Origin of the sequence: Klebsiella sp. CD33 (assembly GCF_051992865.1) — a bacterium.
In the GTDB taxonomy this organism is placed as follows: Bacteria; Pseudomonadota; Gammaproteobacteria; order Enterobacterales; family Enterobacteriaceae; genus Klebsiella; species Klebsiella pneumoniae.
The window spans coordinates 553,820-567,255 of the sequence record NZ_CP197023.1 but is presented as its reverse complement, the minus strand read 5'-3'; the positions used below and the strand labels follow the sequence as shown (position 1 = coordinate 567,255).

The window sequence follows — 13,436 nt, the reverse complement described above, 5'->3', positions numbered from 1 at the left end:
AACTTACTGATAAACCGGCAGCAGATTGACGCTCGACAGGATATGTACAACCGCATTGCCGAGGCCAAAGAGCAGGATCAGCACAATCATTGGCGTTCCGCCCCAGACGCGGAACTGTGGGCTGCCGAAGCGTTTGCGTGAGGCGTGAGCCAGCAGCGCCGGTACAATCGCCGCCCAGATCGTCGCCGCCAGGCCAGCATAGCCGATGGCGTAGAGGAAACCATCGGGTTTGACCAGTCCGCCAATCATCGGCGGGATAAAGGTCAGCAGCGCGGTTTTAAAGCGTCCCATCGCGCTATCGTCAAAGCCAAACAGATCCGCCAGGTAGTCGAACAGCCCCAGCGTCACGCCGAGGAACGAACTGGCGACAGCAAAGTTCGAGAACACCACCAGCAGCAGATCCAGACTCCGACTATTCAGCACGCCGCTCAACGCCTGCACCAGCACATCAATGTTGCCGCCCTTCTGCGCAATGTCGATAAACTGCGGACGAGGGATGTTACCCATCGTCACCAGCAGCCAAACCACGTACAGACCCAGCGCCAGCAGCGTACCGTAGGTTAAGCAGCGGATGATGGTGCGCGGATCTTTTCCGTAGTATTTCATCAGGCTCGGCACGTTGCCGTGATAGCCAAACGAGGCCAGGCAGAACGGGAGCGTCATCAGCAGGTATGGCGCATAGGAGGCATTCTTCTCCGCAACGTTAAATAGCGTCGTCGGCTCGACGTGCCCGAGCAGGCTACCGAAGGTCAGGAAGAAGGTGATTACCTTAGCGCCCAGTACGATAGCCGTCATGCGGCTCACCGCTTTGGTGCTCATCCAGACGATAAACGCCACCAGCAGCGCAAAGCCGAAGCCCGCCGCGCGCGCCGGCACCTTCAGCGACAGTTCACTGAAGGTGTGGTGGAGGATCGAACCGCTCGCCGAAATATAGGCGTAGGTCAGGATATAGAGCACAAAGGCGATTGATACACCGTTCACCAGGTTCCAGCCCTTGCCGAGCAGGTCTTTGGTAATGGTGTCGAAGCTGGAGCCGATGCGGTAGTTAAGATTGGCCTCGAGGATCATCAAACCGGAGTGCAGCATGCAGAACCAGGTGAAGACTAGCGCCGCCAGCGACCAGAAAAACCACGCGCCGGACATCACCACCGGCAGCGAGAACATGCCCGCGCCGATAATCGTGCCGCCGATAATCACCACGCCGCCAAATAGAGACGGACGGGTTGCCGTAGTGGTTAGTGTCGCCATTTACCGAATTCTCCAGTCGAAAATACTTCGCTCACGTTGAGCATGACGCACTGTACCAGTACACGAGTACAAAGGGAATAAAAAAAGCCCCAATCATGACGATCGGGGCTGTATTATTTAGTTTACGCTAGCGGGCGGCGTTGATTACGCATCGCCACCGAAGCGACGGCGACCGGCTGAGTCATCGCGGCGCGGCGCGGATGCATCGTCACGACGCGGCGCACGGCCTTCACGACGTTCGCCGCTGAAACGACGTCCTTCACCACGACCGCCTTCACGACGTTCGCCACCGAAGCCACGGCCGCCTTCACGACGCTCGCCGCCGAAGCCACGGCCGCCTTCGCGACGCTCACCGCCGCCACGACGTTCGGTGCGCGGCTGCGCATCGCCCAGCAGCTGCATGTTCATCGGCTTGTTCAGGATACGGGTACGAGTAAAGTGCTGCAGCACTTCGCCCGGCATCCCTTTCGGCAGCTCAATGGTGGAGTGAGAAGCGAACAGCTTGATGTTACCGATGTAACGGCTGCTGATATCGCCTTCATTGGCGATCGCGCCAACGATATGACGCACTTCAACGCCGTCATCGCGACCCACTTCAATGCGATACAGCTCCATGTCACCCACGTCACGACGCTCACGCTTCGGACGATCTTCGCGATCGCCGCGCGGGCCGCGATCATTACGGTCGCCACGACGGTCGAAACGATCGTCACGATCGCGGAATTCACGACGTGGACGCATCGGCGCGTCCGGCGGAACGATCAGCGAACGTTCGCCCTGAGCCATCTTCAGCAGCGCAGCAGCCAGCGTTTCCACGTCCAGCTCTTCACCTTCCGCCGTCGGCTGGATTTTCGCCAGCAGTGCACGGTACTGATCCAGATCGCTGCTTTCCAGCTGCTGCTGAACTTTCGCGGCGAATTTTTCCAGACGACGCTTGCTCAGCAGCTCCGCGTTAGGCAGTTCCACTTCAGGAATGGTCAGCTTCATAGTGCGTTCGATGTTGCGCAGCAGACGACGCTCGCGGTTCTCAACGAACAGCAGCGCGCGGCCAGCACGACCGGCACGACCAGTACGGCCGATACGGTGAACGTAGGATTCAGAATCCATTGGGATGTCGTAGTTCACCACCAGGCTGATACGCTCAACGTCCAGGCCACGGGCCGCAACGTCAGTCGCAATCAGGATATCCAGACGACCATCTTTCAGGCGTTCCAGAGTCTGCTCACGCAGCGCCTGGTTCATGTCGCCGTTCAGCGCCGCGCTGTTGTAGCCATTACGCTCCAGCGCTTCAGCTACTTCCAGGGTCGCGTTTTTGGTACGGACGAAGATAATCGCCGCATCAAAGTCTTCCGCTTCCAGGAAACGCACCAGCGCTTCGTTTTTACGCATGCCGTAGGCAGTCCAGTAGCTCTGGCTGATATCCGGGCGAGTCGTCACGCTGGACTGAATGCGCACTTCCTGCGGCTCTTTCATAAAGCGACGGGTAATGCGACGGATAGCTTCCGGCATGGTGGCGGAGAACAGCGCGGTCTGATGCCCTTCCGGGATCTGCGCCATAATGGTTTCTACGTCTTCGATAAAGCCCATGCGCAGCATTTCATCTGCTTCATCCAGTACCAGGCCGCTCAGTTTGGAGAGGTCCAGGGTGCCGCGCTTCAGGTGGTCCAGCAGACGACCCGGGGTACCGACGACGATCTGCGGACCCTGACGCAGGGCGCGCAGCTGCACGTCATAACGCTGGCCGCCGTACAGGGCAACCACGTTCACGCCGCGCATATGTTTAGAGAATTCCGTCATTGCTTCAGCAACCTGTACCGCCAGCTCGCGGGTCGGCGCCAGCACCAGAATCTGCGGTGCTCTCAGCTCAGGATCGATGTTGTTCAGCAGCGGTAAAGAGAATGCTGCGGTTTTACCGCTACCGGTCTGGGCCATACCCAGAACGTCGCGGCCGTCCAGCAGATGCGGAATGCACTCAGCCTGGATCGGAGATGGTTTTTCGTAACCCAGATCGGTGAGCGCTTCAAGGATAGGAGCCTTCAGGCCCAGATCTGCAAAAGTGGTTTCGAATTCAGCCATGTAGTACGTGTGCCTCAAAATTAATGGCGGCCAGTCTACATAACTCATCGTGAAAATTTACGGTAATTTTCATTGAAAAGTGTGAACCGGCTCAAAGTAGGTGTATTAACGAACAACAACGCCCTCACCCGCAAAGGTGATGGCAAGCAAAAAACTATGGGCTGATGTGTTCGTCAGCTATTGCTGGTCCGATTCTGCCAGGTCATCTTGCTCCTGGCCCAAGAGCGATAATTCCAACAATGCGTATCGGTGCTCAACGTAGTTGTGTACGTTGTTGGCGACCGCCAGTTTGAACAGTGCCGTAGCGCTGTCCTTGTCCCCCAGACTTAGGTAGTACTTACCTAAATAGAAGTTGGTTTCACTGAGATGCTCAGCGAGCGAGGTGTTATCCGTTGCGTCTGCCTTCAGACGAGTCATCAGCTCTTTTTCGCTAATGTCGCCAAGGTAGAACTCGACAATGTTCCATCCCCATTGCTCTTTATCCGACTTGTTTAAGCGCTCTCTGAGTGCTTCAAGCGCCCGCTTCTCGTCGAGTTTACGCTCGGCGATATAAAGCCACAGGCTACGGAAAGGATCATTGGGATCGTCTTGATAAAACGCCAGCAGATCATCTTGCGCTAACTTAGCCCGGCCGCCGTAATACAGGGCGATACCGCGGTTCAAGTGCGCGTAGTTGTAAGTTGGATCAAGCTCAAGTACAGAATCAAACGCTTCATAGGCAGCATCAAAATTGCCTGCCTGCGTTAAGTAAATGCCTAAGTAATTGAATACTTCCGGCATATCGGGTCGGATTGCCAGCGCTTGTGAAAAATCATTTCGCGCAAGTGCCCTCAGACCGAGACTATCATACAACACTCCGCGCTCATATAAAAGCTGTGCGCGTTCGTCATCGGATAAAGCCCGACTGGCAAGAATTTGTTCCATGCGTGCCAGAATCACTTCTTGCTGTAAAGTCGGTTGCAATGGTACTGCGAGGACGGCGTCCTTACGCCAGGCGGTGCTACTGCATCCTGCCAGCGTGAGAGCTGTCGCCACGAAACACCAGCGCAAAAAAGGCTTCATTTCCCACTCCCGAAGACAACGATTGGATGAACGTCCTGTTCCCCGGCTGCAAACGAGGCGTCCTGCCCGTAAAACGCCCTCCGCAAAAGCGGAGGGCTAACGGCAACCTTACTCGCCCTGCTCGGCAGCCGGAGCTTCCGGCGCTGCGGCAGACGGAGTCTGTTCAGTTGCTTCTTTAATGCTCAGACGGACACGGCCCTGGCGGTCAACTTCCAGAACCTTAACCGGTACTTCCTGACCCATCTGCAGGTAGTCAGTCACTTTCTCAACGCGCTTGTCAGCGATCTGCGAGATGTGAACCAGACCTTCTTTACCGCCGCCGATGGCAACGAATGCGCCAAAGTCAACGATACGGGTCACTTTACCATTGTAGATGCGGCCAACTTCGATCTCAGCGGTGATCTCTTCGATACGACGGATAGCATGCTGCGCTTTGTCGCCGTCGGTCGCTGCGATCTTCACGGTACCGTCATCTTCGATCTCGATGGTAGTACCGGTCTCTTCGGTCAGGGCACGGATAACAGAACCGCCTTTACCGATAACGTCTTTGATCTTGTCCGGGTTGATCTTGATGGTGTGGATACGCGGTGCGAATTCAGAGATATCGCCGCGCGGCGCGTTAATCGCCTGCTCCATCACGCCCAGGATGTGCAGACGCGCACCTTTAGCCTGGTTCAATGCAACCTGCATGATTTCTTTGGTGATACCTTCAATTTTGATATCCATCTGCAGCGCAGAGATACCGTCGCGGGAACCCGCAACTTTGAAGTCCATATCGCCGAGGTGGTCTTCGTCACCGAGGATGTCAGACAGCACGACGAAGTTGTCGCCTTCTTTCACCAGACCCATTGCGATACCCGCCACAGCGGCTTTTACCGGCACGCCCGCGTCCATCAGCGCCAGAGAGGCGCCGCAGACGGAAGCCATGGAAGAGGAACCGTTAGATTCGGTGATTTCCGATACCACGCGCACGGTGTACGGGAATTCTTCAATAGTCGGCATCACGGCCAGTACGCCGCGCTTCGCCAGACGACCATGACCGATTTCACGACGCTTCGGAGACCCCACCATGCCAGTTTCGCCTACGGAGTACGGAGGGAAGTTGTAGTGGAACAGGAAGGAGTCGGTGCGCTCGCCCATCAGTTCGTCGATGTTCTGCGCATCGCGTGCGGTACCCAGAGTCGCGGTAACCAGCGCCTGCGTTTCGCCACGGGTGAACAGCGCGGAACCGTGAGTACGCGGCAGAACGCCGGTACGAACGTCCAGACCACGGATCATATCTTTTTCACGGCCATCGATACGCGGCTCGCCGGCCAGTACGCGGCTACGAACCACGTTTTTCTCGATGGCGTGCAGGATTTCACCCAGCTCGTTAGCGTCCAGGGTTTCATCTTCAGCAACCAGCGTGGCGATGGTTTCAGATTTGATCACGTCAACCTGAGCGTAACGCTCTTGTTTGTCGGTGATACGGTAAGCATCGCTCAGACGGGATTCAGCCAGCGCAGCCACGCGCGCGTTCAGCGCTTCGTTGACCGCTTCCGGCTGCCAGTCCCAACGCGGTTTACCGGCTTCTTTCACCAGGTCGTTGATGTTCTGAATAACAATCTGCTGCTGCTCGTGGCCGAAGACCACCGCGCCCAGCATCTGGTCTTCGCTCAGCAGTTCCGCTTCGGATTCCACCATCAGCACGGCCGCTTCGGTACCGGCAACCACCAGGTCCAGTTTGCTGGACTTCAGTTCTTCCTGGGTTGGGTTCAGTACGTACTGGTCGTTGATGTAACCCACGCGCGCAGCGCCGATTGGGCCATTGAACGGAATACCAGACAGCGACAGCGCAGCGGAAGCACCGATCATCGCGACGATGTCTGGGTTAACCTGCGGGTTAACGGAAACGACGGTGGCGATAACCTGAACTTCGTTAACGAAGCCTTCCGGGAACAGCGGGCGAACCGGGCGGTCAATCAGACGCGCGATCAGGGTTTCGCCTTCGCTTGGACGGCCTTCACGACGGAAGAAACCACCCGGGATTTTACCGGCAGCGTAGGTACGCTCCTGGTAGTTAACGGTCAGCGGGAAAAAGTCCTGGCCTGGCTTCGCTTTTTTCTGACCCACAACGGTAACGAATACCGCAGTGTCATCCATGCTAACCATCACAGCGGCCGTTGCCTGGCGCGCCATCATGCCGGTTTCCAGGGTCACGGTATGCTGGCCGTACTGGAATTTACGAACGATCGGATTAAGCAAAATTCTATCCTTTTTATCTATAAATCACGCCATATCCACGACATAGCGTCTATTGACCCGATCTTCTGCATCCTCGCGACTAATGACAACCTTTACCCGCCCCTGCGGATGAAGCCTCTCATTAGCCGCGCGAACCTCTGCATGAAGATCATTACTAGCAACAATACATGAGTTTTGAATGAATTGCTGCCGCCCGGTCGAAAAAAGGGGCCGTCAGGCCCCTTTTTCTGAAACTCGCAGAATTAGCGACGCAGACCCAGACGCTCAATCAGCGCAGAGTAACGGGCAACATCTTTACGTTTCAGGTAGTCGAGCAGTTTACGACGCTGAGAAACCATGCGCAGCAGACCACGACGGCTGTGGTGATCTTTTTTGTGCTCTGCAAAGTGGCCCTGCAGGTGGTTGATCTGTGCGGTCAGCAGTGCAACCTGAACTTCGGTAGAACCGCTGTCGTTTTCGCCACGACCAAACTCAGAAACGATTTTTGCTTTAGCTTCAACGCTTAGAGACATTTTATAACTCCAAAAATTAAAAGAAAGAAAGGGTGCCGATCTCTAATTCAGCGACCCCTGATGCAACGCCCGAAAATGTTAAAACACGTTAGCGGACGTTAAGCGGCGATATTCTACTCGTAGCAGGCTTTTATCGCAAGAAAAGCGCTTACGCCGGGTATTCCACCACCAGACGACGCGGGGCCACGCGGCCTTCATCGTCAATTTCGCCCATGCCGAGAAACTTGCCGGACTCGCTCTCCATCACCCGCACCAGCCCGTCAAGCGGCGCGCCTGACTGACGTACCGGGTTGCCGTTCTTAAAGTAGACTGCGGAGGTTTCTGGAATATTAACCAGCGGGTAATCCGAGGCCGGGCTGTCCATCGGCATCAGCAGCGGATCAAGCAACTGAGCGGCAGGAATATCCTGCGCCGCCGCCTCATCGACCAGCGCCTGCAGCTGCTCGAGGGTCACCATCCGCTCGACCGGGTATTTGCTTACCGCCAGGCGACGCAGGAAAATCACGTGCGCGCCGCAGCCGAGCTTCTCACCTAAATCATCGATAATCGTCCGGATGTAGGTGCCTTTCGAGCAGTGGATCTCCAGCTCCAGCTCATCGCCTTCGCGGCGAATAAACAGCAGCTCATAGACGGTTATCGGCCGGGCTTCCCGCGGAACTTCAATACCCTGGCGAGCATATTCGTATAGCTTCTTGCCCTGATATTTCAGCGCCGAATACATCGACGGCACCTGCTGCGTCTCGCCGCGGAAGCTGTCCAGCGCCGCCGCCAGCTGTTCGTCGCTAAAAGTCAGCGGGCGCTCTTCCACCACCTGACCGTCGGCATCGGAGGTATCCGTGCGCTGGCCAAGTTTGGCGATCACGCGGTAACGCTTATCGGAGTCCAGCAGATACTGGGAAAACTTGGTCGCTTCGCCAAGGCAGATCGGCAGCATACCGGTCGCCAGCGGATCCAGCGCGCCGGTATGCCCGGCGCGGTTGGCGTTATAAATACGTTTTACTTTCTGCAGCACATCGTTACTGGAGGCGCCCTGAGGCTTGTCCAGCAACAATACGCCATGCACGTCGCGGCCGCGACGACGAGGACGACTCATCAGTCCTCCTTGCTGTCGTCCGGGTTCACACGACGCTCATCGTCGTGTTTCACCACGCTGGTGACCAGGTTGGACATACGCATCCCTTCGACCAGTGAGTTGTCGTAGAAGAAAGTCAGTTCCGGTACGATGCGCAGACGCATCGCTTTCCCCAGCAGAGAGCGGATAAAGCCAGAAGCTTCCTGCAGCGCTTTGATGCCCGCTTTCACCGCGGCTTCATCTTTGTCGTTAAGGAAGGTGACATACACCTTGGCATAGGCCAGGTCACGGGACATTTCCACACCGGAAACGGTGGTCATCATGCCCAGACGCGGATCTTTAATTTCACGCTGCAGGATGATGGCAATCTCTTTTTGCATCTCCTGGGCCACACGCTGCGGGCGACCAAATTCTTTCGCCATAATAAGTTCTCCAGAATAAAGACAAAAAAGGGGCCAAAAGCCCCTTTTTAAAATGATTGCCGGGTGGCGCTTCGCTTCCCCGGCTGCTTAGCCATCAAATGATTAATCGATGCTACGCTGGATTTCGATGATTTCGAACACTTCGATCATATCGCCAACGCGAACGTCGTTGTAGTTCTTCACGCCGATACCACATTCCATGCCGTTACGGACTTCGTTAACGTCATCTTTGAAGCGGCGCAGGGATTCCAGCTCGCCTTCATAGATAACCACGTTGTCACGCAGAACGCGGATTGGGTTGTGACGTTTGATCGTCCCTTCGGTAACCATACAGCCCGCGATGGCGCCGAATTTCGGCGATTTGAAGACATCACGCACTTCAGCCAGACCGATGATCTGCTGTTTCAGTTCCGGAGACAGCATGCCGCTCATCGCCGCTTTCACTTCGTCGATCAGGTTATAGATGACGGAGTAGTAACGCAGATCCAGGCTTTCCGCTTCGATAACTTTACGCGCAGAGGCATCGGCACGAACGTTGAAGCCAACCAGAATCGCGTTGGATGCTGCTGCCAGGGTAGCGTCGGTTTCGGTGATACCACCTACGCCGGAACCGATGATCTTCACTTTCACTTCGTCGGTAGACAGTTTCAGTAAGGAATCGGAAATCGCTTCGACAGAACCCTGTACGTCCGCCTTCAGTACGATGTTCACTTCGTGAACTTCGCCTTCGGTCATGTTAGCGAACATGTTTTCCAGTTTAGATTTCTGCTGACGCGCCAGCTTAACTTCACGGAATTTGCCCTGACGATACAGCGCCACTTCACGCGCTTTTTTCTCGTCACGCACTACGGTCACTTCATCACCGGCAGCCGGCACACCGGACAGGCCGAGGATTTCCACCGGAATGGACGGACCCGCTTCCAGCACTTCGCGACCCAGTTCGTCACGCATCGCGCGCACACGGCCATATTCGAAGCCGCACAGAACAATGTCGCCCTTATGCAGAGTACCTTCGCGAACCAGAACGGTAGCTACCGGACCACGACCTTTATCAAGGAAGGATTCGATGACCGCGCCGCTCGCCATACCGTTGCGGACCGCTTTCAGCTCAAGAACTTCAGCCTGCAGCAGGATCGCGTCCAGCAGGTCGTCGATGCCGGTACCCGCTTTCGCGGAAACGTGGACAAACTGGCTCTCGCCGCCCCACTCTTCCGGCAGGATGCCGTACTGGGACAGTTCGTTCTTCACGCGATCCGGATCGGCTTCTGGCTTATCGATCTTGTTCACCGCCACTACCACCGGTACCTGCGCCGCTTTAGCGTGCTGGATAGCTTCGATAGTCTGCGGCATCACGCCGTCGTCTGCCGCCACCACCAGAACCACGATATCCGTCGCCTGCGCGCCACGAGCACGCATGGAGGTAAACGCGGCGTGGCCCGGGGTATCCAGGAAGGTGATCATGCCGTTGTCGGTTTCGACGTGGTAAGCACCGATGTGCTGGGTAATACCACCCGCTTCGCCGGAGGCAACCTTGGTAGAACGAATGTAGTCCAGCAGCGAGGTTTTACCGTGGTCAACGTGACCCATAATGGTCACGACCGGTGCGCGCGGTTCAGCCGCCGCGCCGGTGTCACGGTCGCTCATTACGGCTTCTTCCAGTTCGTTTTCACGACGCAGGATAACTTTGTGGCCCATCTCTTCGGCAACCAGCTGTGCGGTTTCCTGGTCGATGACCTGGTTGATGGTCGCCATGGCGCCCAGCTTCATCATCGCTTTGATGACCTGAGAACCTTTCACCGCCATCTTGTTAGCCAGTTCGCCAACGGTGATGGTTTCGCCGATTACGACGTCACGGTTAACGGCCTGCGCTGGCTTCTGGAAGCCCTGCTGCAGAGCGGAACCTTTACGGTGCTTACCGCCTTTACCGCCGCGCACGGCCGCGCGGGCTTCTTCACGATCAGCTTTCGATTCAGCGTGTTTGTTGCCTTTCTTCGCCGGACGAGCCGCTTTGCTGCTACGGCTACGGCCGCGACCGCCTTCGACTTCACGATCGTTATCATCTTCAGCCTGACGAGCATGCTGTGATGTGGTGACGTGATAGTCGCTGCTATCTTCCGGGCTGTCTGAGGTTTCAGACCAATTTTTTTCGTTTTCTTCAGCCATACGGCGTGCTTCTTCCGCTACACGGCGCGCTTCTTCTTCAAGTTTGCGGCGTGCTTCTTCTTCCGATTTGCGCTTCAATTCCGCGGCTTCGTTCTCGCGACGGATCTTTTCAGCCTGGGCGGTTTTGGTCATTTCGTCGGTATGTTGATTGCTCACTTTGTCTTTTTCCGCAGCTTCACGTTTCGCTTTATCAGCGACTTCACGTTTAGCTTGTTCTGCGGCCTCACGTTCAGCTTTTAATTGCGCCTCGCGTTTCGCTGCTTCTTCAGCTTCACGACGGGCCTGCTCTTCCGCTTCACGCTGCGCCTGCTCTTCCGCGGCCAGGCGTTCAGCCTCTTGCGGATCGCGTTTCACAAAGGTGCGTTTCTTGCGGACTTCGATTTGTACCGATTTACTCTTTCCACCGGTACCTGGAATATTCAACGTACTGCGCGTCTTACGCTGTAACGTCAGCTTGTCTGGCGCCGAGCCGTGTTCACGGTTCAGGTGCGTCAACAAAGTTTGTTTCTCTTGCGAGGTCACAGAATCATCAGCCGATTTGCGGATGCCTGCGTCAGCAAATTGCTGTATCAGGCGATCCACAGAGGTCTGAATCTCTGAGGCCAGCGCTTTAATAGTCACATCTGTCATGCTGTTCCTTCCTGCTACAGTTTATTACGCTTCGTCGCCGAACCAACAAATGTTGCGAGCGGCCATGATGAGCTCGCCAGCTTTCTCGTCGGTCATCCCTTCGATATCAGCCAGGTCATCAACGCCCTGCTCGGCGAGATCTTCCAGCGTACAAACACCACGGGCAGCCAGTTTGAATGCCAGGGCACGATCCAGACCTTCGAGATTCAACAGATCATCGGCAGGTTTGTTATCTCCCAGGCTTTCTTCCTGAGCCAGCGCCAGCGTAGTCAGTGCGTTTTTCGCACGCTCACGAAGTGCTTCAACGGTGGCTTCATCCAGACCGTCGATTTCCAGCAGTTCTTTCATCGGCACATAGGCCAGCTCTTCCAGCGAGGAGAAGCCTTCTTCAACCAGCACTGTCGCGAAATCTTCATCAATATCAAGATATTTGGTGAAGGTATCGATAGCGGCATGCGCTTCCGCCTGGTGCTTAGCCTGCAGATCGTCAACGGTCATGACGTTGAGTTCCCAGCCGCTGAGCTGTGAAGCCAGGCGGACGTTCTGACCGTTACGGCCGATCGCCTGCGCCAGGTTGCCCGCTTCTACCGCGATATCCATGGTGTGTTTATCTTCATCCACCACGATGGACGCGACGTCTGCCGGCGCCATAGCGTTAATCACGAACTGCGCCGGGTTATCATCCCACAGGACGATATCGATGCGTTCACCACCCAGCTCAGTCGACACGGCCTGCACACGCGCACCGCGCATACCGACGCAAGCGCCAACCGGGTCGATGCGCTTGTCGTTGGTTTTCACCGCGATTTTGGCACGAGAGCCCGGATCGCGAGCCGCTGCTTTGATCTCCAGCACTTCTTCACCGATTTCCGGCACTTCGATGCGGAACAGTTCGATCAGCATCTCAGGTTTGGAACGGGTGACGAACAGCTGGGCGCCACGCGCTTCCGGACGGACAGCGTACAGTACGCCGCGAATGCGGTCGCCCGGACGGAAGTTTTCACGCGGCAGCATATCTTCACGCAGGATCACGGCTTCAGCGTTGTTACCCAGATCCAGTGTGATATTGTCGCGGTTCACTTTTTTCACCACGCCGGTGATGATCTCACCTTCGTGCTCGCGGAACTGATCGACCACCATCGCGCGCTCGGCTTCGCGGACTTTCTGCACGATAACCTGCTTAGCGGTCTGGGTGGTGATACGGTCGAAGGTAACAGATTCGATCTGATCTTCGACATAGTCGCCGACGTTCATGCTTTCATCTTCGAAACGCGCTGCTTCCAGCGTGATCTCGCGCGTCGGCTGGGTGACTTCTTCTACAACCAGCCAACGACGGAAGGTATCGAAATCGCCGCTCTTGCGGTCGATTTCAACGCGAACGTCGATCTCTTGTTCGTATTTTTTCTTGGTGGCCGTTGCCAGCGCGCTTTCCAGCGCTTCGAAAATTTTCTCACGCGGCAGCGCTTTTTCGTTGGAAACGGCTTCAACAACAGCCAAAATTTCTTTGTTCATCGGGGCCTTTCACCTCAATCCAGACTGTTAAAAGTGGGGAACCAGGTTCGCCTTCTGGATGTTACTCAGCGCGAACACTTCATCTTTGCCTTCGACGGTTACCGTGATCATCTCACCGTCTACCGCTTTGATAATGCCCTGCCATTTGCGGCGGTTCTGAACCGCCATGCGCAGCACCAGCGCAACTTCTTCGCCGGTGAAACGTTGATAGTGTTCGGCGGTGAACATCGGACGGTCAAGACCAGGCGAAGAGACTTCCAGGTTGTAAGCGACAGTGATCGGGTCTTCGACATCCATGACGGCGCTTACCTGGTGGCTCACATCAGCACAATCATCAACGTTGATGCCATCTTCACTATCAATATAGATGCGCAGTGTGGATGTGCGACCGCGAATAAATTCGATGCCGACCAGCTCAAAGCCAAGCGCTTCAACCGGCGCAGTGAGCATCTCTGTCAATTTTTGCTCTAATGTGGACAAACCCACCCCCAAGAC

The 13,436-nt window shown here is 55.9% G+C and carries 11 protein-coding genes; all 11 read right to left on the bottom strand.

Annotated elements, in window-relative coordinates; translation table 11 throughout:
* Positions 1 to 3: 3 nt before the first annotated feature.
* Positions 4 to 1,248, bottom strand: coding sequence for a tryptophan permease (gene mtr, locus ACR809_RS02765; protein ID WP_002918235.1), 1,245 nt, complete (start codon positions 1,246 to 1,248; stop codon positions 4 to 6).
* A gap of 144 nt (positions 1,249 to 1,392) precedes the next feature.
* A complete protein-coding gene (deaD, locus tag ACR809_RS02760) occupies positions 1,393 to 3,324 on the bottom strand; it encodes an ATP-dependent RNA helicase DeaD (RefSeq protein ID WP_004150943.1) in 1,932 nt (643 codons plus the stop codon).
* Positions 3,317 to 3,397, bottom strand: a complete 81-nt coding sequence (gene yrbN / locus ACR809_RS02755; RefSeq protein WP_085903200.1) for a protein YrbN — start codon at positions 3,395 to 3,397, stop codon at positions 3,317 to 3,319. Before yrbN ends, deaD begins: the two co-directional genes overlap by 8 nt.
* Before the next feature lie 104 nt (positions 3,398 to 3,501).
* Positions 3,502 to 4,386 carry a lipoprotein NlpI gene (gene nlpI, locus ACR809_RS02750; protein ID WP_002918241.1) on the bottom strand — a complete coding sequence of 295 codons (885 nt, stop codon included), beginning with the start codon at positions 4,384 to 4,386 and terminating at the stop codon, positions 3,502 to 3,504.
* Between the two features lie 108 nt (positions 4,387 to 4,494).
* Positions 4,495 to 6,630: a polyribonucleotide nucleotidyltransferase gene (gene pnp, locus ACR809_RS02745; protein WP_004150944.1), complete on the bottom strand. Its 2,136-nt coding sequence runs from the start codon at positions 6,628 to 6,630 to the stop codon at positions 4,495 to 4,497.
* A gap of 242 nt (positions 6,631 to 6,872) precedes the next feature.
* Positions 6,873 to 7,142, bottom strand: a complete 270-nt coding sequence (gene rpsO, locus ACR809_RS02740; RefSeq protein ID WP_002918244.1) for a 30S ribosomal protein S15 — start codon at positions 7,140 to 7,142, stop codon at positions 6,873 to 6,875.
* A 148-nt stretch (positions 7,143 to 7,290) separates the two neighbouring features.
* The gene (truB, locus tag ACR809_RS02735) at positions 7,291 to 8,235 is read right to left on the bottom strand and encodes a tRNA pseudouridine(55) synthase TruB (protein ID WP_023280600.1); all 945 of its coding nucleotides are present in this window, start codon (positions 8,233 to 8,235) and stop codon (positions 7,291 to 7,293) included.
* Entirely contained in the window at positions 8,235 to 8,636 is a 402-nt protein-coding gene (rbfA, locus tag ACR809_RS02730; protein ID WP_002918248.1) for a 30S ribosome-binding factor RbfA, read from the bottom strand. The genes truB and rbfA overlap by 1 nt, the downstream gene beginning before the upstream one ends.
* A 102-nt stretch (positions 8,637 to 8,738) precedes the next feature.
* A complete protein-coding gene (gene infB / locus ACR809_RS02725; protein ID WP_002918250.1) occupies positions 8,739 to 11,429 on the bottom strand; it encodes a translation initiation factor IF-2 in 2,691 nt (896 codons plus the stop codon).
* A 24-nt stretch (positions 11,430 to 11,453) separates the two neighbouring features.
* Positions 11,454 to 12,941, bottom strand: a complete 1,488-nt coding sequence (gene nusA / locus ACR809_RS02720; RefSeq protein ID WP_002918252.1) for a transcription termination factor NusA — start codon at positions 12,939 to 12,941, stop codon at positions 11,454 to 11,456.
* 27 nt (positions 12,942 to 12,968) lie between these two features.
* A complete protein-coding gene (gene rimP, locus ACR809_RS02715) occupies positions 12,969 to 13,421 on the bottom strand; it encodes a ribosome maturation factor RimP (protein ID WP_002918364.1) in 453 nt (150 codons plus the stop codon).
* Positions 13,422 to 13,436: the final 15 nt, after the last annotated feature.

What these genes read in the sequence shown, in the direction of transcription:
- mtr (WP_002918235.1), bottom strand. Translation starts at nt 1,248, where the DNA reads ATGGCGACACTAACCACTACGGCAACCCGTCCGTCTCTATTTGGCGGC.
- deaD (WP_004150943.1), bottom strand. Translation starts at nt 3,324, where the DNA reads ATGGCTGAATTCGAAACCACTTTTGCAGATCTGGGCCTGAAGGCTCCT.
- yrbN (WP_085903200.1), bottom strand. Translation starts at nt 3,397, where the DNA reads ATGAAAATTACCGTAAATTTTCACGATGAGTTATGTAGACTGGCCGCC.
- nlpI (WP_002918241.1), bottom strand. Translation starts at nt 4,386, where the DNA reads ATGAAGCCTTTTTTGCGCTGGTGTTTCGTGGCGACAGCTCTCACGCTG.
- rpsO (WP_002918244.1), bottom strand. Translation starts at nt 7,142, where the DNA reads ATGTCTCTAAGCGTTGAAGCTAAAGCAAAAATCGTTTCTGAGTTTGGT.
- truB (WP_023280600.1), bottom strand. Translation starts at nt 8,235, where the DNA reads ATGAGTCGTCCTCGTCGTCGCGGCCGCGACGTGCATGGCGTATTGTTG.
- rbfA (WP_002918248.1), bottom strand. Translation starts at nt 8,636, where the DNA reads ATGGCGAAAGAATTTGGTCGCCCGCAGCGTGTGGCCCAGGAGATGCAA.
- infB (WP_002918250.1), bottom strand. Translation starts at nt 11,429, where the DNA reads ATGACAGATGTGACTATTAAAGCGCTGGCCTCAGAGATTCAGACCTCT.
- nusA (WP_002918252.1), bottom strand. Translation starts at nt 12,941, where the DNA reads ATGAACAAAGAAATTTTGGCTGTTGTTGAAGCCGTTTCCAACGAAAAA.